Source organism: Mesorhizobium sp. M0676, from assembly GCF_040320535.1.
GTDB lineage: Bacteria > Pseudomonadota > Alphaproteobacteria > Rhizobiales > Rhizobiaceae > Mesorhizobium.
Window position 1 is genome coordinate 24,954 of record NZ_JAMYPU010000030.1, and the last position, 22,211, is coordinate 47,164.

The 22,211-nt window shown below is 63.4% G+C and carries 22 protein-coding genes and 3 pseudogenes; 19 read left to right on the forward strand and 6 right to left on the reverse strand.

The features are described from left to right. Nucleotides 1–40: 40 nt before the first annotated feature. A complete protein-coding gene (locus NKI35_RS25825; RefSeq protein WP_352741778.1) occupies nucleotides 41–2,074 on the reverse strand; it encodes a lytic transglycosylase domain-containing protein in 2,034 nt (677 codons plus the stop codon). A 277-nt stretch (nucleotides 2,075–2,351) separates the two neighbouring features. Here NKI35_RS25825 and dapA point away from each other — a divergent pair, with 277 nt between their 5' ends. The 3 genes from dapA to NKI35_RS25840 all read left to right on the forward strand — a co-directional run bounded on the left by dapA (nucleotide 2,352) and on the right by NKI35_RS25840 (nucleotide 4,551). Then, the gene (gene dapA / locus NKI35_RS25830) at nucleotides 2,352–3,233 is read left to right on the forward strand and encodes a 4-hydroxy-tetrahydrodipicolinate synthase (RefSeq protein WP_023732000.1); all 882 of its coding nucleotides are present in this window, start codon (nucleotides 2,352–2,354) and stop codon (nucleotides 3,231–3,233) included. 25 nt (nucleotides 3,234–3,258) lie between these two features. Beyond that, entirely contained in the window at nucleotides 3,259–3,738 is a 480-nt protein-coding gene (gene smpB, locus NKI35_RS25835) for an SsrA-binding protein SmpB (RefSeq protein WP_023687280.1), read from the forward strand. A 72-nt stretch (nucleotides 3,739–3,810) separates the two neighbouring features. Next, entirely contained in the window at nucleotides 3,811–4,551 is a 741-nt protein-coding gene (locus NKI35_RS25840) for a glycoside hydrolase family 25 protein (RefSeq protein ID WP_023716220.1), read from the forward strand. A gap of 36 nt (nucleotides 4,552–4,587) precedes the next feature. On the opposite strand, the gene NKI35_RS25845 is transcribed toward NKI35_RS25840, so the two are convergent. Continuing rightward, nucleotides 4,588–5,493 carry a DMT family transporter gene (locus tag NKI35_RS25845; RefSeq protein WP_352741779.1) on the reverse strand — a complete coding sequence of 302 codons (906 nt, stop codon included), beginning with the start codon at nucleotides 5,491–5,493 and terminating at the stop codon, nucleotides 4,588–4,590. 140 nt (nucleotides 5,494–5,633) lie between these two features. Here NKI35_RS25845 and NKI35_RS25850 point away from each other — a divergent pair, with 140 nt between their 5' ends. Beyond that, entirely contained in the window at nucleotides 5,634–6,113 is a 480-nt protein-coding gene (locus tag NKI35_RS25850; protein ID WP_031246857.1) for an Lrp/AsnC family transcriptional regulator, read from the forward strand. A gap of 40 nt (nucleotides 6,114–6,153) precedes the next feature. Here NKI35_RS25850 and NKI35_RS25855 read toward each other — a convergent pair. Further along, nucleotides 6,154–6,309: pseudogene (locus NKI35_RS25855) on the reverse strand (winged helix-turn-helix transcriptional regulator); the annotation flags it as partial. Nucleotides 6,310–6,317: 8 nt separating this feature from the next. Between NKI35_RS25855 and NKI35_RS25860 the strand changes: the two are divergent. Continuing rightward, a pseudogene (locus tag NKI35_RS25860) lies at nucleotides 6,318–6,781 on the forward strand (zinc-binding dehydrogenase); the annotation flags it as partial. 10 nt (nucleotides 6,782–6,791) lie between these two features. On the opposite strand, the gene NKI35_RS25865 reads toward NKI35_RS25860, so the two are convergent. Together NKI35_RS25865 and NKI35_RS25870 are read right to left on the reverse strand one after the other, a co-directional pair. Further along, nucleotides 6,792–7,457, reverse strand: coding sequence for a uracil-DNA glycosylase (locus NKI35_RS25865; protein ID WP_023705399.1), 666 nt, complete (start codon nucleotides 7,455–7,457; stop codon nucleotides 6,792–6,794). Further along, nucleotides 7,454–8,035: a LabA-like NYN domain-containing protein gene (locus tag NKI35_RS25870; protein WP_023670234.1), complete on the reverse strand. Its 582-nt coding sequence runs from the start codon at nucleotides 8,033–8,035 to the stop codon at nucleotides 7,454–7,456. Before NKI35_RS25870 ends, NKI35_RS25865 begins: the two co-directional genes overlap by 4 nt. Before the next feature lie 333 nt (nucleotides 8,036–8,368). On the opposite strand from NKI35_RS25870, the gene rpoZ reads away from it, so the two are divergent. The 11 genes from rpoZ to recO all read left to right on the forward strand — a co-directional run bounded on the left by rpoZ (nucleotide 8,369) and on the right by recO (nucleotide 17,767). Further along, complete coding sequence (rpoZ, locus tag NKI35_RS25875) at nucleotides 8,369–8,770, forward strand: DNA-directed RNA polymerase subunit omega (RefSeq protein ID WP_023670235.1); 402 nt, start codon at nucleotides 8,369–8,371, stop codon at nucleotides 8,768–8,770. A gap of 127 nt (nucleotides 8,771–8,897) precedes the next feature. Next, nucleotides 8,898–11,129, forward strand: a complete 2,232-nt coding sequence (locus tag NKI35_RS25880) for a RelA/SpoT family protein (protein WP_023670236.1) — start codon at nucleotides 8,898–8,900, stop codon at nucleotides 11,127–11,129. A gap of 96 nt (nucleotides 11,130–11,225) precedes the next feature. Next, complete coding sequence (gene pyrE, locus NKI35_RS25885; RefSeq protein ID WP_023670237.1) at nucleotides 11,226–11,804, forward strand: orotate phosphoribosyltransferase; 579 nt, start codon at nucleotides 11,226–11,228, stop codon at nucleotides 11,802–11,804. Nucleotides 11,805–11,815: 11 nt separating this feature from the next. Beyond that, nucleotides 11,816–12,196, forward strand: a complete 381-nt coding sequence (locus NKI35_RS25890) for a VOC family protein (protein ID WP_352741780.1) — start codon at nucleotides 11,816–11,818, stop codon at nucleotides 12,194–12,196. Between the two features lie 265 nt (nucleotides 12,197–12,461). Beyond that, nucleotides 12,462–13,046, forward strand: a complete 585-nt coding sequence (locus NKI35_RS25895; RefSeq protein ID WP_023709783.1) for a DUF2062 domain-containing protein — start codon at nucleotides 12,462–12,464, stop codon at nucleotides 13,044–13,046. Continuing rightward, nucleotides 13,043–13,456, forward strand: coding sequence for a holo-ACP synthase (gene acpS, locus NKI35_RS25900; RefSeq protein ID WP_023670240.1), 414 nt, complete (start codon nucleotides 13,043–13,045; stop codon nucleotides 13,454–13,456). Before NKI35_RS25895 ends, acpS begins: the two co-directional genes overlap by 4 nt. A gap of 90 nt (nucleotides 13,457–13,546) precedes the next feature. Continuing rightward, entirely contained in the window at nucleotides 13,547–14,296 is a 750-nt protein-coding gene (gene lepB, locus NKI35_RS25905) for a signal peptidase I (RefSeq protein WP_023670241.1), read from the forward strand. Beyond that, on the forward strand, nucleotides 14,296–15,012 hold the full coding sequence (gene rnc, locus NKI35_RS25910; RefSeq protein WP_352741781.1) for a ribonuclease III: 717 nt from the start codon (nucleotides 14,296–14,298) through the stop codon (nucleotides 15,010–15,012). The genes lepB and rnc overlap by 1 nt, the downstream gene beginning before the upstream one ends. Then, nucleotides 15,009–15,935: a GTPase Era gene (era, locus tag NKI35_RS25915; protein ID WP_023670243.1), complete on the forward strand. Its 927-nt coding sequence runs from the start codon at nucleotides 15,009–15,011 to the stop codon at nucleotides 15,933–15,935. The genes rnc and era overlap by 4 nt, the downstream gene beginning before the upstream one ends. A gap of 44 nt (nucleotides 15,936–15,979) precedes the next feature. Further along, a complete protein-coding gene (locus tag NKI35_RS25920) occupies nucleotides 15,980–16,873 on the forward strand; it encodes an aminoglycoside phosphotransferase family protein (protein ID WP_352741782.1) in 894 nt (297 codons plus the stop codon). Between the two features lie 102 nt (nucleotides 16,874–16,975). Further along, nucleotides 16,976–17,767 carry a DNA repair protein RecO gene (recO, locus tag NKI35_RS25925; RefSeq protein WP_352741783.1) on the forward strand — a complete coding sequence of 264 codons (792 nt, stop codon included), beginning with the start codon at nucleotides 16,976–16,978 and terminating at the stop codon, nucleotides 17,765–17,767. 101 nt (nucleotides 17,768–17,868) lie between these two features. Here the strand turns inward: recO and NKI35_RS25930 are convergent, their stop codons facing one another. Continuing rightward, nucleotides 17,869–18,333, reverse strand: a complete 465-nt coding sequence (locus NKI35_RS25930) for an NUDIX hydrolase (RefSeq protein ID WP_352741784.1) — start codon at nucleotides 18,331–18,333, stop codon at nucleotides 17,869–17,871. A 247-nt stretch (nucleotides 18,334–18,580) separates the two neighbouring features. On the opposite strand from NKI35_RS25930, the gene NKI35_RS25935 reads away from it, so the two are divergent. The 3 genes and pseudogenes from NKI35_RS25935 to NKI35_RS25945 all read left to right on the forward strand — a co-directional run bounded on the left by NKI35_RS25935 (nucleotide 18,581) and on the right by NKI35_RS25945 (nucleotide 22,063). Further along, the gene (locus tag NKI35_RS25935) at nucleotides 18,581–21,379 is read left to right on the forward strand and encodes a DUF2339 domain-containing protein (protein ID WP_352741785.1); all 2,799 of its coding nucleotides are present in this window, start codon (nucleotides 18,581–18,583) and stop codon (nucleotides 21,377–21,379) included. A 47-nt stretch (nucleotides 21,380–21,426) separates the two neighbouring features. Further along, on the forward strand, nucleotides 21,427–21,669 hold the full coding sequence (locus NKI35_RS25940; RefSeq protein WP_023705392.1) for a type II toxin-antitoxin system VapB family antitoxin: 243 nt from the start codon (nucleotides 21,427–21,429) through the stop codon (nucleotides 21,667–21,669). Continuing rightward, a pseudogene (locus tag NKI35_RS25945) lies at nucleotides 21,669–22,063 on the forward strand (type II toxin-antitoxin system VapC family toxin). Before NKI35_RS25940 ends, NKI35_RS25945 begins: the two are co-directional and overlap by 1 nt. Nucleotides 22,064–22,211: the final 148 nt, after the last annotated feature.

The following is a 22,211-nucleotide window of genomic DNA, read 5'->3' on the forward strand; positions in this document are numbered from 1 at the left end:
AGGATCGCCAACGTCTGCCCGTGGCGACAGCTCTGCGGCCTCAGCCTCTTCCGTTCACCAAATCCCCAACGATATCGTACTTCCCCGAAATGCGCATCTTGTAGACCTCGTAATTCTCCATCACGCGCTGCACGTAACTTCTTGTTTCGGTGTAGGGAATTCGCTCGATCCAGTCGACGACGGCGTCGATGCCCTTGCCGCGCGGGTCGCCGTACTTGGCTACCCATTGGCTGGCGCGGTTAGGGCCGGCATTGTAGCCGGCGAAGGTCAGCACATAGGAGCCGCCGAAGCGGTCGAGCTGCTCGCCAAGGAAGGCAGCCCCCAGCGTCGCATTGTAACCGGCATCGCTGGTCAGCCGATCCTGGGAAAAGCTCAGTCCTGCCTTCTTCGCCAATTGCTTGGCGGTGCCCGGCATCAGCTGCAGCAGGCCGCGCGCGCCGGCGCTGGAGACGGCGCCGACATTGAATTCGCTTTCCTGGCGGGCGATCGCATAGGCCAGCGCCTTGCCCGAGCCGGATATGTCGGCGGTGTCGGGAATGACGCCCAGCGGATGCGACAGCGCGCCGACATCGATGCCGCGCGCGCCGGCGATCTTGCCGATCTTCAGCGCCATGAAATGATTGCCTTGCTTTTCCGCCAGCACCGCAAGCAGCGCCAGCTCGCCGGGGCTGGTCAACTGCCCGGCGAGGTCGCGGTAAAGCGTCTCGGCATAGCGGTCGTAGCCCGCCTCCTGCAGCCGCTTGATGGCGCTGACGGCTTCGCGACCGTCAAAGCTTTGGCGGTCGGCAGTGCTTGGCTCGGGATAGACGATGTTCAGCGTGCGCAAGCCAACCCGTTCCGCCGCCAACTGGCCGTAGAAAGTGGTGCCATAGGCCGCCGCCTTGGTGAAATAATCCTTCGCATTGCCGGGACCGCCGGCTTCCGCCGCGCGGCCAAGCCAGTAATAGGCGCGTGACAGCGACATCGGTCCCTGCGCGAGATCGGCGATGCGGGCAAAATGGGTCGAGGCCATCGCAGGATCGTTGAGGCCGCGCAGCGCATACCAGCCGGCGTGGAATTCCGCCTCGGCGGCGCTCGCGGGACTTTCGGCGGCGTGCGCGGCAACGATCTTGTAAGCGGTCTTCCAGTCGCCCTGATCGACCAGCGCGCGCGACAGCACGCGGCGCTCGACCCACCAGGCATCGGGATCGACCAGCGCGTCGCGGTTCGTTGGCGCTTTCATTACCACCGCGGCGGCGTCCGCAAACTTCCGCTGCTTGCGCAGATATTCGGCTTGCGCGAAGAAATAGCCGGCCGATTGCTGTGCGGCAGGCACTGCTTTCAACAGCTTGGCCGCGTTCTTGTCGCCACGCGAGGCGGCGGCCCAGGCATCGGCCAGCGGTTGCGCGCCGGCAAGGGCTGCGACCCGCAGTGCCGAATTCTCCCGGTCGGCATAAAACATCCGTTCCATGCGGAAACGATGGTCGGCAGCCGGAATGATGGCGCCAAACTCCTTGCTGACGGCCGCCTCGTCCCTGGCTTCCAGCTTCTCGGTGCGCCAGAATGGCGACAGCACGGAAAGCGCAGCCTTGGTGTTGCCAAGAGCTACATAAGAACGGGCAAGGATGACCACGCCTTGAAAGGTCAGCGGCTGGCTGCCGTCAAAGGCTTTCACCACGGTCTGCGGCGAGGGGTTTTCGCGATAAAGCGCGCGCTCGCTGTTCTTGCGCAGAGCGATGGTGCCCGGCCAATTCGGCAACATCTTTGCGGTATCGGCAATCTCGCTGCTCGGCACACGGTCGCCGCCATAGAGCGCGATCGCCCAGGCCAGGATATGGCGGTCCAGCGAACTGGCCGGCAATGTTTCGCGCACCGCTCGTGCCGCGGCGATATCGCCGGTCGCCAACGCGTCGAGACCGCTTTTCAGCACGACGATACTGGGGGAGGGCGCATCGGTCTGCGCTCTGTCTTGCATGTCGGGCATCGGGATCGATGAGGTCGTCTGCTCGTCGACGCTCTCGTTTGCCGCCGTCCCCACTATCAGCAGGGCAACGGCGCCAAGCAATATGAAGCGGAGTGGCCGACCGGCCGGCATGATCCTGATCTTTCCCTGTTGCGGCACTTTAGATGGCAAGCCCAGGTGCCCGAGAGCCTAGACTTAGGTCGTGAAGAGCCCGTAAACAAAGGGTTATCCAGGCCGTTCGAATTGCGCTTGCTGGCACCATCGGCATGCTTGCCGCGCAACAGTGTCGAGACTATGGTGCGCGGCTTCGCTTTCGGCTAGAAGGCGCCCGATGCAGTCGCCCAAAAGCGGGAACCGGTTTTGGGACGACGACATGCATAAACAAACAAGTCCCAAGGAGTTGGACGACATGCTGAGAGGCTCGCTTACTGCGCTCGTGACGCCGTTCGAAAAGAGCGGACGTTTCGACGAGAAAGCCTTTCGCGCTTTCGTCGAATGGCAACTTGGCGAGGGCACGACGGGCCTCGTCCCGGTCGGCACCACCGGCGAGTCGCCGACGCTGTCGCATGACGAGCATCGCCATGTCGTCAAGGTCTGCATCGAGGTGGCCAAGGGCCGCGCTCCGGTCGTCGCCGGCGCCGGCTCCAACAACACCGCGGAAGCGGTCGGTCTGGTGCAATATGCCGAGCAGGCGGGCGCCGATGCCGCTCTGGTCGTCACGCCTTATTACAACAAGCCAACACAGCGCGGCTTGTACGAGCATTTCGCCGCTGTCGCCAGGGCGACCAAGCTGCCGATCATCATCTACAACATCCCGCCGCGCTCGGTGATCGACATGATGCCGGAGACGATGGGCAGGCTGGCGCACGACTTCCAGAACATCGTCGGCGTCAAGGATGCCACCGGCAAGGTCGAGCGCGTGTCCGAACAGCGCGCCACCTGCGGCAAGGATTTCATCCAGCTTTCAGGTGAGGATGCCTCTGCCCTCGGCTTCAACGCTCATGGCGGTGTCGGCTGCATCTCGGTGACGTCGAATGTCGCGCCGCGGCTGTGCGCCGAATTCCAGGAAGCCACACTGTCCGGTGACAGCGCCAAGGCGCTAGAATTGCAGGACCGTCTGCTGCCGCTGCACAAGGCGATCTTCCTCGAGCCCGGCCTGTGCGGCGTCAAATACGCGCTGTCGAAAATTGGCAAGGTCGAGAACGTGGTGCGCTCGCCGCTGGTGACCATCGAGGCGTCGACCGCCGAGAAGATCGACGCGGCGATGAAACACGCCGGCTTGATAAATTAAGGATGAGGCGCCACCTCTCCGCATCATGAACCAGGTCAGAAAAGCCGATCCCAACAACAAGACCGTTGCGGAAAACCGCAAGGCGCGGTTTTCCTATGAGGTGCTCGACACGGTCGAGGCCGGCCTTGTGCTGACCGGCACCGAGGTCAAGTCGTTGCGCCAGGGTCAGGCCAACATCCAGGACAGCTACGCCTCGGTCGAGGGCGGCGAGATCTGGCTGATCAACTCCTATCTGCCGGAATATCTGCAGGCCAACCGCTTCAACCACGAGCCCAGGCGGCGCCGCAAGCTGCTGCTCAACAAGCGCGAGATGGCAAAACTGGCGCAGAGCATCGACCGCGAAGGCATGACGCTGGTGCCGCTGAAAATCTACTTCAACGACCAGGGCCGTGCCAAGCTGCTGCTCGCCGTCGGCCGCGGCAAGAAACTGCACGACAAGCGCGAGAGCGAAAAGCAGCGCGACTGGTCGCGCGAAAAGGGCCGGCTCATGAAGGAACGGGGCTAAGAACCTCGAGCCACAGCCCCAGAAAAGCCACATCGGCTTTCAAGTTTCCAGCGACATACGATGGGGAAAGGCTTGAAGAACCGGATCATTCTCTGGGGTGCGGCCAGTCTGGTCTTCGCCGGCATCGTCGCCGCAGGTGGCATCTTCTATTTCCGGACGTTCTCGCCGGATCGTGACAGCTATCCGGTCAGGGGTATCGACGTTTCCCATCATCAGGGTGAGATCGACTGGCGGCGCGTTGCCGCCGACGATGTCGCCTTCGCGGTCATCAAGGCGACCGAGGGCGGCGACCATGTCGACGATGCCTTCGCCAAAAACCTGCGCGAGGCGCGCGCGGCCGGGCTTGCGGTCGGCGCCTATCACTTCTTCACCTTCTGCCGGCCGGGCGCCGACCAGGCGAAAAATTTCATCGCGGTGGTGCCGCACGACCAGCCGCTGCTGCCACCGGTCGTCGACATCGAATTCGGCGGCAACTGCCCGCAACGCCCGTCGCCGGAGCAGCTGAGCGCGGAACTCCAGGCCTTCCTCGGACCGGTTGAAGCTGCGTTCGGCAAGCCGGCGATCATCTACCTGACCGACGAGGCCGAGGACGCCTATGCCGGGAAAATCGACGTTCGCCCGCTCTGGCGTCGCTCGTTGCTCCTGGAGCCAGGTCGCAACGACTGGATCTACTGGCAGTACCACAATATGGGCCGCGTCGACGGGATCGAGGGCGATGTCGATCTCAACGTCCTGCAGGGTGGGCAGCAAACGCTGGCCGAGCTATTTGCTGCACCCGCATCGCTCTCTTCGCAAAAGCCTCCATCGCCTTGAACGAATCAGCTGGCCTTGAGTTTGGCATCCGCAGTCTTACGCAGGCTTGGGAACAGGCCTGGAAAGAGCCGAAAAAGCCATCCCCGCGGCCATGATCAGTACGGCGGCGAACTGGGCGCCGGTCGGCGTCTCGCCGAGCACCGTCATCGCGATCAGCACGGTTGCGATCGGCACGCATGGCATGAACAGCGATGCCGCCTGCGACCCCAGCTGCCGGACGATATAGGTGTACAGGAACATGGCGGCCGCACCCGCCAAAAACCCTTGAATGACGATCTGGCTGGCAATCTCGGCCACTGATGCCGCGCGGAGGCCGCTTGGGGCAAAGAAATAGAGCAACGGCAGCGGCACGCATGACAGCAGCACCACGGTTACGGTCGCCGCAATCGGATCGACGCGCCAGCGCCGCACGAGAACGGCATAGGCGGCAAACATCGCGCCGGATCCGACGAACAGAAGATCGCCGAAGAGGACATCCTTCATACCGCCACCGGTGTGCGCTGGCGCAATGAACAGGATCAGCCCGGCGATGATGGCGGCGACGCCGATGGTTTGCTGGCGCGAGGCCTTGTCCGTCGTGGCGAGGTGCGACAGCACGAACGAGAAGAACACGATCGAGGCTGGGCAAAGTGCCGCGCCATGCGCGGCGGGTGCGTAGGTGAGGCCCCAGTTGATGATGATAGGGTAGGGCAGTCCGGCCAGTGCCGCCAGCGTCAAGGCACGCCGCCAGCCCAACGCTTTGCTGGCTGACAGGCCGCCGAGCCAGACAACCGGCAGCATGACCAGTCCGGCACCGACAAAGCGCAAGGTCGCGACATCCGTCGCCGTAAGATGCTCCCGCAGGCTGAAGCGGGCTGCGACGAACTGCACGGCGTAAATGCCGATCATGGCGAGGCCCGCAAGAATTGCCGGCTTTGTGTTTCGGTCCTCTGTCACGCGCATTCTTGTCCCGCTCGATTCTGCCAGCGGAGGATTCTTCCTCCAGACGGCTCTCGTTGAAAGCGCAGCCTATTGTTGAGAATGGTGCGACAAAATAGGCTGCTTTCGCGAGCTGGGCGTGAATCTCACACAATAGAGGAGCCATGAACGTGAATCATGAATCCGACCAACTTGATGCCATCGACCGCAGCCTGCTGCGGTTGTTGCAGGAGGATGGGCGTCGCACCACACTCGATCTCGCCGCCCGTGTCGGCCTGTCGCCGACCGGCACCAGCCAGCGCGTGAAGCGCCTTTTCCGTGAGGGTTTCATCACCGCGGTCCGGGCCGTGCTCAATCCGCAAAAGATCGGCCGTGGCACGCTTGTCTTCATCGAAGTCAGGCTCGACCAGGCGGCGCCGCATGTGTTCGACCGTTTCGCCGAAGCGGTAGCAAAGGCCCCCGAAGTGCTGGAGTGCCATATGGTCGTGGGCGGCTTCGACTATCTGGTGAAAGCGCGCATTTCGGAAATGGCCGCCTATCAGGATTTTTTGAAGCGCGTGATCCTGCCGCTGCCCGGTGTCAGGGAAACGCACACCTATGCGTCTATATCGGACGTGAAGCCGGACGCGCTGCTGCCGGTGTGAGACGGGCCGGACCAACGCAAGCCGTTGCCACGCCTCCGCTTCAAGCGGCCTGGGAAACCTCCGGCGCCAGCGTCACATTCGCATCGCCCCAGACCTTCAGCGCGGTGATCACGGGCTCCAGGCTTCGGCCACGAGGCGTCGGGCTGTACTCGACCTTCGGCGGCATCTGCGCATAGACCTTGCGGGCGATGAGCCCAGTCTGGCTCGCTCGGCTATGCGCAGGCGGCAGCACTCCCGACGACGGCGATCACCGCCTTTGAGGCGCTGTTCGACCGCCTCGATGTGAAGAAGCTAGTCATCGGCGCCGCGAACACCATCCTGATCGTCGGCGGCGCCGGCGGCGTCGGGTCGATCGCGGTCCAGCTCGCGCGCCAGCTGACCGATCTGACGGTGATCGCCACCGCATCGCGGCCCGAAACCCGCGACTGGGTCGCAAGAGCGTTTCGGTCCACTGGGAGCCGATGTTCACCCGCTCGCTGTATGAAACGCCCGATATGGCCGCGCAGGGCGAACATCTCAACGAACTGGCGCGCCTTGTCGACGCCGGCACCATCCCCACCAGGCTGGGCGAGACGTTCGGCCCAATCAATGCCGCCAATCTGAAGCGCGCCCATGCGCTGATCGAGACCGGCAAGGCCAAGGGCAAGATCGTGCTCGAGGGATTTTGAGAGGCAGCGTCTAGTTCCGCAGGAACGACGCGATCTCGCTGAATACCTTGACGAACATCGCTTCGGTCAGCACCCCAGTGTTGGTGTTGTAGCGCGAGCAATGATAGCTGGAAAACAGCGTGACGCCGCCGGCCGGCAACCGACCGCCGTGCTTGAACGGATAGGCAGCGACGCGCTGACCGAGCGCCCTGACGGTCGACTGGTGGGCGATCGAGCCCAGCGCCAGCACGGCGCGCAATTTTGGAAAGCGCGCGATCGTCGGCACCAGAAAGCTGCGGCAAGTGGAGATCTCGGCGCCGACCGGCTTGTTCTCCGGCGGCACGCAGCGCACCGCATTGGTGATCGCGGTGCCGATCAGTTCGAGCCCGTCATCCGGCCGCGCCTTGAACTCGCCGCGGGCAAGACCGTGAGCGATCATCGTTGAGTAGAGCAGGTCGCCGGCATAGTCGCCGGTGAACGGTCGCCCGGTGCGGTTGGCGCCGCGCAGGCCGGGCGCCAGCCCGACGATCAGCAGCTCGACGGCGTCCTCGCCATCAGGCGGCAGGAAGGTCGGCACCGGCGCGTTGAACCACGACGGCTCGCGCCGTCGCCAGTCTGAGATGAAATCATGCAGGCGTGGGCAGAGGGGGCAGTCGCGGTCGGGTTCGGGAGCGGCCTCCAAGGCCGCCGCCGTCAATAGTCTTCCTCTTCGACTTCGGCCGGCTCGGGCCTGCGCACCGGCCGTTCGGAGGGATCGCGGCCGACCTCGTTCTTCAGCGAGGTCAAATCGATGAAATGGTCGGCCTGGCGGCGCAGATCGTCCGAGATCATCGGCGGTTGCGAGGCCATGGTCGAGACGATCGAGACCTTGCGGCCGCGCCGCTGCAGCGCTTCGACCAGTGTGCGGAAATCGCCGTCGCCGGAGAAGATGACATAGTGGTCGACGACATCGGCAAGTTCGAGCGCATCGACGGTCAGTTCGATGTCCATATTGCCCTTGATCTTGCGGCGGCCGGTCGAGTCGGTGAACTCCTTGGCCGGCTTGGTCACCACCTTGAAGCCATTATAGTCGAGCCAGTCGATCAAAGGGCGGATCGAAGAGTATTCCTGATCCTCGACCAGAGCGGTGTAGTAATAGGCCCGCAGCAAATAGCCGCGCTTCTGGAAGCTGGACAGCAGTTTGCGGTAGTCTATGTCGAAGCCGAGTGCGCGCGAGGTGGCGTAGAGATTGGCGCCGTCTATGAAAAGAGCGATTTTTTCACGGGGGTCGAACATGGCAATATTCCTTTTTCGAAATAGGTGGCGGACTAATCGAAATGGGTCGTTTTATAACGCTCGGCTCGTAAATAAACCGGCTGACCTTTCGTCAACCGAGATAGCGCCAGTTTTACGGCAATCCAAGGGTGCCGGGGCGCACTGCAAGCAATTGTGATCGGAGCCGTGTCGTCGCCCGGTAGGCGGGCTTCGCCGGCAAGGCATTCAGCGGCGCCAGAAGCTGGCATTCGCCAGCCCATGGGGCCACAGAGCCATAATGCTTGTATTTTGGCGGCGTTCGGGTTATGGACCGCGCCTGTTTTCCATCAAATCCAGGCATGAAAGGGGCAATCAATGGCCCGCGTAACCGTTGAAGACTGCATCGACAAGGTCGACAACCGCTTCGAGCTCGTGCTGCTTGCCGGCCATCGCGCCCGCCAGATCAGCCAGGGCGCGCCGATCACCGTGCCGCGCGACAACGACAAGAACCCGGTCGTAGCGCTGCGCGAGATCGCCGACGAGACGCTGTCGCCCGACGACCTCAAGGAAGATCTGATCCACTCGCTGCAGAAGCATGTCGAGGTTGACGAGCCCGAGGCCGACGGCGAGGCGATCGCCGACCAGACCGGCAACGCAGTTGCAGCTACCGACGCCGACGACGCGGAAGAAAACGTCACCTTCGATCGCATGACCGAGGAAGACCTTTTGGCCGGCATCGAGGGCCTGGTTCCCCCGGAAAAGAGCGACGACTACTAATCGCTGCCCTGGACCTGCCGGGAATATGGTTCCGGCACTTCCGTCCCGTGAGTTTCGTGGCTATCTATGAGATGCGCCGTACATCAGTGCGGCGCATCAATCATTTCAGCACCGTGAGAACCCGCCCATGATGCGTCAGTATGAGCTTGTCGAGCGCGTTGCGCGCTACAAGCCTGACGTCAACGAGGCGTTGCTCAACAAGGCCTATGTCTACGCCATGCAGAAGCATGGCCACCAGAAGCGCGCTTCCGGCGATCCCTATTTCTCGCATCCGCTCGAAGTCGCCGCCATCCTCACCGAAATGCACATGGACGAGGCGACGATCGCCGTCGCCTTGCTGCATGACACGATCGAGGACACCACCGCGACGCGGGCCGAGATCGACGATCTGTTCGGCCCCGAAATGGGCAAGCTGGTCGAAGGCCTGACCAAGCTGAAGAAGCTCGATCTCGTCTCCAAGAAGGCCGAGCAGGCGGAAAACCTGCGCAAGCTGTTGCTGGCCATCTCGGAGGATGTCCGCGTTCTGCTGGTCAAGCTCGCCGACCGTCTGCACAACATGCGCACCCTCGATCACATGCCCGAGGCCAAGCGCCTGCGCATCGCCGAGGAGACGATGGACATCTATGCGCCGCTCGCCGGGCGCATGGGCATGCAAGGCATGCGCGAGGAACTGGAAGAGATCGCCTTCCGCTTCATCAATCCGGAAGCCTATCGCGCCGTCACCGCGCGGCTTGCCGAGATATTCGAGCGCAACAAGGGTGTGCTGACCGACATCGAAAAGGCGCTGTCGGCGCTGTTCGAGAAGCATGCCATCAATGCCGGGGTGAAGAGCCGGCAGAAGAAGCCGTGGTCGGTGTTCCGCAAGATGGAGGCCAAGGCGCTGTCCTTCGAGCAGCTCTCGGACATTTTCGGCTTCCGCGTCGTCGTCGACAGCGTCGAAGACTGCTACCGCGCGCTCGGCGCCATCCACACCACATGGTCGATGGTGCCTGGCCGCTTCAAGGATTACATTTCTACGCCCAAGCAGAACGACTACCGTTCGATCCACACCACCATTGTCGGCCCGTCGCGCCAGCGCGTCGAACTGCAGATCCGCACCCGCGAGATGAACAAGATCGCCGAATATGGCGTCGCCGCCCATTCGATCTACAAGGACACCGGCGGCAAGACGAACGGCGCCGCCCATGCGATCTCGAAGGAGACCAACGCCTATGCCTGGCTGCGGCGCACCATCGAGCAACTGGCAGAAGGCGACAACCCGGAAGACTTCCTCGAAAATACCAAGCTGGAGCTGTTCCAGGACCAGGTATTCTGCTTCACGCCGAAAGGCATGCTGATTGCGCTGCCGCGCGGCGCCACGCCCATCGACTTCGCCTATGCCGTGCACACCGATGTCGGCGACACCTGCGTCGGTGCCAAGGTCAACGGCCGCATCATGCCGCTAATGACGGAACTGAAGAACGGCGACGAGGTCGAGATCATCCGCTCCAAGGCGCAAGTGCCGCCGGCGGCGTGGGAGTCGGTGGTGGTCACCGGCAAGGCGCGCTCAGCCATCCGCCGCGCCACCAAGAACGCCATTCGCAAGCAATATTCAGGTCTTGGTGCCCGCATTCTCGAGCGCGCCTTCGAACGCGCCGGCAAGACCTTCACCAAGGAAAGCCTGAAGCCGGTGCTGCACCGGCTGGCGCGCAAGGACATCGAGGATGTGCTGGCCTCGGTCGGGCGCGGCGAACTTGCCTCGACCGACGTCATGAAGGCCGTCTTCCCAGACTACAAGGACGAGCGCGTCACCGTCAGCGCCCCCAAGCAGCGCGAGGAGGGCTGGTCGAAGATCCGCAACGCCGCCGGCATGCTGTTCCAGATGCCCGGCACACGAGCCGCGCGCAAGGACAAGGACCAGCCGCGCGATGGCGCGGTGCCGATCCGCGGCGTGCGCGGCGACCTGCCGGTGCGTTTCGCGCCGGAAGGGGCCGTGCCTGGCGACCGCATCGTCGGCATCGTCCAGCCGGGCACCGGCATCACCATCTATCCCATCCAGTCGCCGGCGCTGCAGGCCTTCGACGACCAGCCGGAGCGCTGGATCGACGTGCGCTGGGACATTGACGAGCAGACCAAGGAGCGCTTTCCGGCGCGCGTCTCGGTTACCGCCATCAACGCGCCGGGCTCGCTCGCCGACATCGCCCAGGTCGTTGCCTCCAACGACGCCAACATTCATACGCTGTCGATGGTGCGCACCGCGCCCGACTTCACCGAAATGCTGATCGATCTCGAAGTCTGGGATCTGAAGCACCTCAACCGGCTGCTGTCGCAGCTCAAGGATAATTCGAGCGTCAGCGATGCGCGGCGTGTGAATGGGTGAATAGTGAATAGTGAATAGTGAAAGAAGGCGCTCTCACTACCATTCACCATTCACCATTTCACCATTTCACCATTCACCATGGACATGGGGCGAGTTATGAATACCGACGAGGTGCTGGGCATTTTCCGCGAGGCAGGCGCTGTTCTGGAGGGACATTTCATCCTGACGTCGGGTCTGCGCAGCCCGGTCTTCCTGCAGAAGGCGCGCGTCTTCATGCATGCCGACAAGACCGAGCGGCTTTGCAAGGCGCTGGCCGAAAAGATCCGCAAGGCGGTGCCGGGCAAGGTCGACTACGTCGTCGGCCCGGCGATCGGCGGCCTGATCCCGGCCTATGAGACGTCGCGCCATCTCGGTGTGCCAGCAATCTGGGTGGAGCGCGAAGGCGGCGAGTTCAGGCTGCGCCGCTTTGAGATCGCGCCGGGATCGCGCGTCGTCATCGTCGAGGACATCGTCACCACTGGTCTTTCGATCCGCGAAACCATCGACTGCCTGCGCGCGATTGGCGCCGAGGTCGTGGCGGCGGCCTGCATCATCGACCGCTCGGCCGGCAAGACCAATGTCGGCGTGCCGCTGATCGCGCTTGCCGAATATGAGGTGCCGGCCTATCCCGCCGACCGCCTGCCGCCGGAACTTGCCGCCATCCCGGCGATCAAGCCGGGTAGCCGCAACATTTAGGGGACATCACCATGATCGCCGGCATCGATCATTTCGTGCTGACGGTCCGCTCGGTGGAGGACAGCTGCGCCTTCTACCAGCGGGTGCTTGGCCTCAAGCGCCTCGACGAGCCGAACCGGCCGACGGCGTTGCTGTTCGGATCGCAGAAGATCAATCTGCATCAGGCAACGCACACTTTTGAACCGAAAGCCAAGACGCCGATGCCTGGGTCCGGCGATTTCTGCCTGATCGCCGCAAGGCCGCTTGCCGAGATTTGCGCCAGTCTGGAAGCCAATGGCGTTGCCATCGAACTCGGCCCGGTCGAGCGCACCGGCGCCTGCGGTAAGATGATGTCGGTCTATTTCCGCGATCCGGACAGCAATTTGGTCGAAGTCAGCGAATATCGGGAATAGTCTATCCGCCTCGGCGTCGTCTTCGCGCGGACATTGCCGTCGTCAGGGAGCTTTCATCGATATTGTCCTCAGTTTCGCCCCAATGGCGCTCTTGTTACCCGCCTGCGGCAGACCATCGCGGCGGCGTTTCATTGTTCCGCCGCAAGGCAGTCGCTATATCAAAGTCGTTGTTGCCTTTCTGCGCCCTCGAAGCGCAAGATGGAGCGACCGCGCCCGGCCAGGGATGGTTGCAATTTGGGCGTGATGAACCGGGAACTGGAACAGAGTGCTTTTTCGACGCCGAAAGCCTGATGGCATTCTGGAGCGGGTGCGTACCTATCTGTGGCCGCGCCGCTCGTTTTCGCGCTCGTTGCAATATTTCTCCAAGCGCATCCTGCGGCTGAAGGCGACACCGCATGCGGTCGCGGCCGGCGTCGCGGCCGGCGTTTTCGCCTCCTTCTTTCCGCTCGGCTTCCATTTCGCCGTCGCCGCCGTGCTCTGCTGGGTGGTCGCCGGCAATCTGGTGGCCGCCGCCCTCGGCGCGGTATTCTTCGGCAATCCGCTGACTTTCCCGCTGCTGTGGGGAGCGTCCTGGGAAGTCGGCAAGCTGATCCTGCATGAGCGCCTGCCCAAGAACGGACCGCCTGCGCATCTTGGTGAGATGATGCACACGCTGTCGTTTGCAAAGCTGTGGCACCCGGTGCTCGAGCCGATGCTGATCGGCGCTGTGCCGCTCGGCCTGATCTTCGGGCTGATCTTCTACGGCATTACCCGCTGGGGGATGACAGCCTTTCGCGAGCAGCGCAGGAAGCGCATGGCAGAGCGGGCGCATAAGGCCGAGCACCGCGGACGGGAAGTTCCGGCGGAATGATCATCGGCATCGGCAGCGACCTGATCGACATCAGACGCATCGAAAAGTCGCTGGAACGGCATGGTCAGCGCTTCATCCAGCGCATCTACACCGAGGTCGAACAGGTCCGCTCGGAAGGCCGCAAGGGCCGCGCAGCCTCCTATGCCAAGCGCTTCGCCGCCAAGGAGGCCTGCGCCAAGGCGCTTGGCACCGGCCTGGCGCAGGGCGTGTTCTGGCGCGACATGGGGGTCGCCAACCTGCCCAGCGGCGCGCCGACGATGGCGCTGACCGGGGGAGCGGCGGCACGGCTGGCCAAAATCCTGCCACAGGGGCACAGAGCGGCGATCCACCTCACAATCACCGATGATTTCCCGCTTGCTCAAGCCTTTGTGATCATCGAGGCGTTGCCCGCCGAACAAGCGCCACATTGATTGCATCAGACGACCGCTATCTAACGCCGACTTGACGTTGCCCAGCGCGCGCCGAGACTCTATACCATCCAACGCACAATCGAGGACGACATGAGCGTGGCTGAAAAATCCGAGAAGAAATCCGGCGGGCTTGGCGAAATCGTCAGCGTCATCATCCAAGCTTTGCTGCTGGCCATGGTCATCCGCACCTTGCTGTTCCAGCCCTTCTCGATTCCGTCCGGCTCTATGCGGCCGACCTTGCTCGAAGGCGACTATCTGTTCGTCACCAAATGGTCCTATGGCTTCTCGCGTTATTCGCTGCCATTCGGCCCCGACATCTTTTCCGGCCGCATCTGGGGTTCCGATCCGAAGCGCGGCGACGTGGTGGTCTTCAAGTTCCCGCCGGATCCGTCGCTCGACTACATTAAGCGCGTCGTCGGCCTGCCCGGCGACAAGATCCAGATGAAGGACGGCCAATTGTTCATCAACGGCCAGGGCGTGCCTCGTGTGAAAACCGGCCAGATCCAAAATCCTGATATCACGGAAGTGCCTGAGCCGGTCGACGTCTATCGCGAGACCCTGCCCAACGGCGTCAGCTACGACACGCTCGACCTGACACCGAATTCGATCACCGACAACACCCGCGAGTTCGTCGTGCCCCCCGGCAACTATTTCATGATGGGCGACAACCGCGACAACTCCTCCGACAGCCGCCTCAGCGTCGGCTACGTGCCGGCGGAGAACCTTGTCGGCCGCGCCAACATCGTCTTCTTCTCGATCGCCGGGAAGGCGAGCCCGCTCGAGATCTGGAAATGGCCGTCGCTGGTGCGCCTGTCGCGCCTGTTCCATTTCGTGAATTGATGGCTTTGAAGCGCCCGACGGGTGAAACTCTGGCCGATTTGGTGACAGCCAAAACCGGCCATTCCTTCCGGGATGTCCGTTTGCTCGAGACCGCGCTGACCCATTCCAGCGCGGTCAAGGCAAGCAGCAACAACCAGCGCCTTGAATTCCTTGGCGACCGCGTGCTCGGCCTGATCGTTGCCGACCTGCTTTTTGAAAAGTTTCCTGAGGCGCCGGAAGGTGAAATCGCCCCGCGCTTCAATGCCCTGGTCGATGCGCGGACATGCTCCGAGATCGGCATTGAAATGCAGCTCGAAGATCTGGTTCGGGCCGACGCTGCCTTGAAGGCGCGCTCGCGTGGCTCGGGCGGAAACTATCTGGCGGATGCAGTCGAAGCGCTGATCGCGGCGGTCTATATCGATGGCGGCCTCGATGCGGCAAGGCAATTCGTCCTGCGTTACTGGGAGCCGCGCTCGCAAAAGGTGGTGGCCAAGCCGCCCAATCCGAAATCCGACCTGCAGGAATGGATCGCCAAGACCAGCGATGTCAGGCCCGAATACGCGATCGAGAAACGCGAAGGACCTGAACATCAACCGGTTTTCACGGTGTCCGTGAAGGTCGGCGGTTTTGCGCCGGCAAGCGGCACGGGCGGCTCTCGTCGCGCAGCCGAAGAAGCGGCGGCATCGGCGTTTCTTATGCGCGAGGGCATCTGGGCCAACCACGGGAGTGCGGCATGACCGGCAGCGAAGATCTCCCTCCGGCCGCGGAGGCCACGCATTCCGGCTTCGTTGCCCTGATTGGGGCGCCCAATGCCGGCAAGTCGACGCTGGTCAACCAACTGGTCGGCGCCAAGGTGTCGATCGTCACCCACAAGGTGCAGACCACCCGCGCCATCGTGCGCGGCATCGCCACGCATGACAACGCGCAGATCGTCTTTGTCGATACGCCCGGCATCTTCAAGCCGAAGCGCCGGCTCGACACCGCGATGGTGACCACCGCCTGGGGTGGCGCCAAGGACGCCGATATCGTGCTGCTGCTGATCGATGCCGAGCGCGGCATCAGGGGTGACGCCGACGCCATCCTCGAGCGGCTGAAGGACGTCCGCCAGCCGATGGTGCTGATCCTCAACAAGGTCGACCGGGTCAAGCACGAGGCGCTGCTGGCCCTGGCTGCGGCAGCAAACGAAAAGGTGCCGTTCAAGCGCACCTTCATGGTCTCGGCGCTGACCGGCTCCGGCTGCAAGGATTTGCTCGACTATCTCGCGCAAGCTCTGCCGGTCGGCCCCTGGTACTATCCGGAAGACCAGATCTCGGACCTGCCGATGCGCCAGCTGGCCGCCGAGATCACCCGCGAGAAGCTGTATCTGCGGCTGCATCAGGAGTTGCCCTATTCCTCGCATATCGAGACCGAGAAATGGGAAGAGAAACCGGACGGCTCGGTGCGCATCGACCAGACCATCTATGTCGAGCGCGACAGCCAGAAGAAGATCGTGCTCGGCCACAAGGGCGAGACGATCCGTGCCATCGGCCAGTCGGCGCGCATGGAAATAGCTGGCATTCTCGAGCAGAAAGTGCACCTGTTCTTGTTCGTCAAAGTGCGTGAAAACTGGGGCGACGACCCCGAGCGCTACCGCGAGATGGGGCTTGAGTTTCCCCATTGAGCTTCATCGTCTGGAAATGCCGCCCGGCAGTTTGAGACGATGACATGCCTGATCCAAAACCGACCATCGATACCGATCTCGTGCGCCGGTTGATCGCCGCGCAATTTCCGCAATGGCGGCATCTGCCGGTGAGGCCGGTGGCGTTTGGCGGCTGGGACAACCGAACCTTCCACCTCGGCAATGATATGACTGTGCGGCTGCCGAGTGCCGCACCATATGCCTTGCAGGTCGAAAAAGAGCACCGCTGGCTGCCCAGGCTGGCGCCGCTTCTGCCGCTGCCGATCCCGGTTCCACTGGCGATGGGCGAGCCTGGGGAGGACTACCCCTGGCAATGGTCCGTCTACCGCTGGATCGACGGCGAAACAGCCAAGACCGCCGAAATCGCCGATCGCCGACAGTTCGCGGTCGATCTGGCCAAGTTCCTCATTGCGCTCCGGCGGATCGATCCGGCGGGCGGGCCGCCCGCGGGCCAGCACAATTTCTTCCGCGGCGGATCGCTGAGCGTGTATGACAACCAGACAAGGGAAGCACTCCAGGCGCTGGAGGGGCAGATCGACACCCAGGCGGCCACCGCTGTCTGGGATGCGGCCCTTGCCGCCACCTGGCAAGGGTCGCCCGTCTGGTTTCACGGCGATGTCGCCTGGGGCAACCTTCTGGTCCAAAACGGCCGCCTGAGCGCCGTCATCGACTTCGGCACCTCCGGCATCGGCGATCCATCCTGCGACCTGGCGATCGCCTGGACGTTCTTCCAGGGCGAGAGCCGAGAGGCGTTTCGCGCCGCCATCGACGTCGATGAAGCGACCTGGGCGCGCGGCCGCGGCTGGACGCTGTGGAAGGCGCTGATCACGGTTGCCGGACACGACGCCAACCAGGCCGAAGCCGAACGATCGCGCCGCGTCATCGACGACGTCCTGGCCGATCACCGGAAATTCGCGTGATCGGAGCCTTTCGACGATGTGTGGGGATCCAATGTCAGCACAGATCGCACGCGGCGCGCCAAAATCTTGATTTAGCCACGCAACCGGTGACAAGCTCCTGCCATGGAATGGCGCGACGAGGGAATCATACTCGGCACCCGCAAGCATGGCGAAACCAGCGCCATTCTCGAGGTAATGACGCGTGCGCATGGCCGCCATCTCGGCCTGGTGCGCGGCGGGCGCTCGCGCAAGCAGCAGCCGGTGCTGCAGCCCGGCAACCGCGTCGACCTTTTGTGGCGGGCACGCCTCGACGAGCATCTCGGCACCTTCCAGGCCGAGGCGATCGAGATGAATGCCGCCCGGTTGATGGACAGCGCAGTCGCCGTCTACGGCCTGCAGACCATGGTCGCGCATCTCAGGCTCCTGCCGGAGCGCGACGCCCATGGCGGCCTGTATGAGACGCTTGCCGTGATGATCGCCCATCTGGACGATTCGGATGCCGCCGGGGAACTGGTGGCGCGCTTCGAACTGCTCATCCTCGACGAACTCGGCTTCGGCCTCGATCTCAGCCAGTGCGCGGCGACCGGCGCCAGGCAGGATCTGGCCTATGTCTCGCCGAAATCCGGCCGTGCGGTGTCGCGAGCCGCCGGTGCGCCGTGGCGCGACAAGATGCTGGCGCTGCCGGCCTTCCTGCAGCGCGGCTCCGGCTTGCGGGCGGACCACGCGGCACTCGAGGACGCCTTCCATTTGACCGGTTTCTTTTTCACCCGCCATGTCTACGAGCCGCGCGGCATCGAACAGCCCGATGCCCGTGCCGGCTTCCTCGCCGCCTTGCGCAAGCATCATTCGGCCGGCAATGCCGCCACGACGGCAGACGCTGCGCCACAAGGGGGAGGGAGACTCGGTGGGTGCTGACCTCCGCAAACCGTCCAGGTTCACACCAAAAGCTGCATGCGGCAGCATTCCCTCCCCCTTGTGGGGAGGGTTAGGGTGGGGGTACTCGTAGGGCAAGAGCCTCAGCCGGCTTTGCGACGCTCCATGAAATCATCGAGGATGGCGCGCTGACCGCCGAGGATCTTGCGGTTGGCCTCGGCGAAGGAAAACCAGCCGGCCCTGTCGATTTCGGGAAATTCCCTCGTCGCGCCTGACCTTGGCGGCCATTCGATCGTGAACATGTTGCTTTTAACGGCATCGGCATCGAAATCGGCTTCGACGCTCCAGGCGATGACGATCTTGCCGCCGGCTTGCCGATAGCTGCCGACAGGTTCGAAATCGCCATCGATGCTGACTCCGAGTTCTTCCCCAGCCTCGCGCCGGGCGGCGGCCAACTCATCTTCATTGTCCTCGACGAGGCCCTTGGGGATCGACCAAGCGCCTTCATCCTTCCTTGCCCAGAACGGGCCGCCGGGATGGACAAGCAGAAATTCGAGAATGCCGGCCCTTGTCCGGTGGATCAGCAGCCCTGCACTTCGTTTCGGCATTCGATTTCCTCGTAGTTCATCCGAGGATAGCATGGCTCCTGGGCAAGTGGCGGCGGCATGCCATTCCTGGCTATCTCAGATGATGAGTGAGGATAAAGACCGTAGGCCGCTGGAATTTGCCGACGAAACATGCTCGATAACTTCTTTTCGGCCACCATTGCGGTGGCGTGACTTGAATAGCCGTCTGGGGTGGCCGTGTGGCCGCCGCAATTGTCAGTGAAAACTGGCCTGGTTTGGGGGAACCGCCATGTTTGAAAGCCTGATTGGCGCCGTCGTCGTTATCGTGCTTTTTGTCCTCGTCTTGCGCCAGCAGGGCCGCGTCAGTCTGATCGAGCGCGAGCTCGGAGCGCTGCGCAGCCTGGTTCTGTCCGGAGTGCATGCGACACCGCCCGTTGCCAAACCGGCCGAGCAGGCTGCAAGCGCACCGGCGGATGCCGCTCACGCTAGCGCACCAGCTGCCGACATAGCTTCGCCAACAACAGCAGACGCGGCACATGCCCAGGCACCGGCCGCCGAAGCCGATGCGGCCACCAGCGAGGCCGTGCCAGAACTGTCGGCCGCGGCCAAGGCGGCATTCACCGGATCCGCGCCTGCCGCCACGGCGAAGGCAGCCCGCCAGTCCGAGGTCGAAACGGCGCTCGGCACCCGTTGGGCGGTCTGGGTCGGCGGCGTCGCATTGGCTTTGGGCGGCCTGTTCCTGATCCGCTACACCATCGAGGCCGGCATTTTCGGCCCCGAAGTGCGGCTGTCCCTGGCGGCGCTGCTCGGCCTGGTGCTGATCGGCGGCGGCGAGTTCATCCGCCGCACCGGCTTCAAGGTGCCGGTGCAAGGGGCTGCAGGCGCCTATATTCCGGCGATCCTGACGGCTGCCGGCGCCTTCATCCTGTTCGGTACGGTCTATGCCGCGCATGCCATTTACGGTTTCGTCGGGCCGGCCTTCGCCTTCACCGTGCTCGGCGCCATCGGCGTGGCGACCATTGTCGCCGCCCTCGTCCACGGCCAGGCCCTGGCCGGCATCGGTCTCGTCGGCTCGATGGCGACCCCGGCGCTTGTGTCCTCGCAGGCGCCCAACCCATGGGCGCTGTTCGTCTACCTGGCGATCGTGCTTGCCGCCACAGCCGTGATCGCCCGCATTCGCGACTGGAAATTCCTGATTGCGGCCGCCTTCTTCGGCACCGGCGCCTGGACCATCGCCTACATGATGAGTACGCTCGTCGCCGACCTTGCCGTCATCCGGTTCGCCGACCTTGCCGTCGTCCTGTTCATCGACGCGGTGACGCTGGCGGTGCTTGCCTTTGTTTGGCTGGGCAGTCGTGGCGGCGAAGCGGAACCTGCAAAGGCGGGCTTCGACTGGCCCTCGATCGTGCCTGGCGTTTTCGTTGCGTTTTCAGCGCTAGGCCTGTCCGTCGACACGACGCTGGTCGCCGCCGGTGGCGCCTTGCCGGGCGCCTTCGTCCTCGTCGCCCTTGTCGCTACCGCACTCTACCGGCCGCGCGCGCTGCCGCTGCTGCATGCCGCCGGCGTGGTGAGCGTGATGATCCATCTCGGCATCATTCCGCCCACCACCATCGGCTCCGACATGACCCAGGGGAATATCGGCTTTGACGGCATGCCGGTGGCGGCCGGAAATCCGTTGACGCTGCGCATCGGCATTGGCCTCGGCCTGGTCTTCATCGGCGCCGGCTTCTGGGCCGCACGCCGCTTCGCCGCCTCAGCACGGGTCCGCGCGGCATGCTGGGCGGCATGGGGCGTCGCTGCGCCGCTGCTTATTCTGCTGACGCTGTGGCTTGCCTACGGCAATCTCGACCGCGACCTTGTCTACGCAGCGATAGCTGCCCTTCTGGTTGTTGTCTTCGCTGCCGGTGGCGAATGGATCGCGCGCGCCGAACAGCCGCCGCTCAAGGGCGACATCGCCGTCTCCTTCGCGCTTTGCGGCTCGGCTCTGGCCGGCCTGCTGATGCTGCACATGGCCTTCGGATCCGGCTGGACGACCATTCTTGCCGGCGTTGCCGCCATCGTGCCGGCGCTGGCGACGCGGTGGCGCAGCTATCCGGTGCTTGGCTGGATTTCGGTCGGCGCGGTCGTTGCCGTGCTGGGCCGCGTCGCCTTCGATCCGACGATCGTCGGCGCCGAGTTCCTGACGACGACGCCGGTGTTCAACTGGCTGCTGCCGGGATACGGCGTACCGGCGCTGGCCTTCGGCTTTGCCGCCTGGCAACTCGCGCGTACCACCCCCGCACTACCAACAACTGGCAATGGCCGGCCGCGCCTTGCGATGGAGGCGGGTGCAGCCCTGTTTGCGCTGCTCACCGTCGCCATGCTGGTGCGCCACGCCATGCATGGCGGCGTCATCGACACCGGCCCGGTGACGCTCGCCGAACAGGCGATCTATACGCTGATCGCCATCGGTGCCGGCGCGATACTGGTGGCCATCGACATGCGCTCGCCAAGCTCTGTGCTGCGCTACGGCTCGATGGCCGCCGGCGTGCTCTCGGTCGCCTTCATCGTCCTCCAGCATTTCCTGGTGCTCAATCCGCTGTTCACCGACGAATCGACCGGCCAGATCCCGGTGTTCAACCTCTTGTTCCTGGCTTACCTGTTGCCGGCCATAGCCGCCGGCGGGCTGGCGCTCTATGCCAGGGACAAGCGGCCGCCATGGTATGCGCAGATGCTGGCGGTAGTGGCGGCATTGCTTGTCTTCGCCTACGCCACACTGTCGGTCAGGCGCGTGTTCAAGGGCGAGTTCATCGGCCTGTGGAGCGGCCTCGGGCAGCTTGAGACCTACACCTATTCGGCGCTCTGGCTGATCATCGGCGTCGTGCTGCTGACCGCCGGCGTCTGGCTGAAGTCGCAGGTGCTGCGCATTGCCTCGGCGGCGCTGATCGCGATTGCCGTGGTAAAAGTCTTCCTGTTCGACATGTCGGAACTGGAAGGCGTGCTCAGGGCGCTGTCCTTCATCGGTCTTGGCGCCGTGCTGATCGGCATCGGCCTGTTCTACCAGCGGCTGCTGACGCGGGCGGCGAGGGAGGCCAACGCTGCAACTTGAAGTGATATACGAGATGGAATATATGAATATCCAACGGAGGATATTCGATGCCGCTCTATATCCGCGACGACGAAGTGGATGCGCTGGCCAGCAGATTGCAACGCGAGACGAACGCTCCGAGCAAAACGGAGGCGGTGCGGGTCGCGCTCGTGCACGAACTTGAGCGCAATCGGGCGAAGGTGCCGCTGCGCGATCGGATCGCCAGTCTTCAGGACAGGGCCAGGAAGCTTGGCCTGCCCAATCCCGATTTCGATATGAAGAAGTTCACCGACGAGATGTGGCAAGACTGATGTTTGTCGACGCGTCGGTGATCGTCGCCATTCTCAACCAGGAACCTGGGTGGGAGGAATTGCTGAAGCAGCTATCCGGTTTTTCCGGGCAGGTCTGGGTTTCTCCGTTGGTTCACTTCGAAGCAACACAGGCATTGGCACGGGCCGGCGCCGGCCCGCGCAGACCCAGCGCTGAAGCCCTTCTCCATGCCCGCGATCTGATCGATGAGTTCATTGTGGAGATCATGGCAACATCGGCTCTCGGGCCATTGACGCGAGTGCCCGCTACGGCAAAGCCGTTGGCCACAAGGCGGATCTGAATCTCGGGGACTGTTTTGCTTACGCCTGCGCGAAAAGCCGCGATCTTCCACTGCTGTACAAAGGCCATGATTTCGCACTGACCGATTTAGGATAATTCGGCCCTTTTGTTGATTGCGGGGAATAATTTAGCCGATCAACTCGTTATCTCACTGCTTGGGTGACCGGGGCGGCAGACCGCTTCGCGCTGGCCGCTTGCGCCGCGCCGGGAAGGCGCGTTCAATCGGGTTAAACAAGGGCGACCT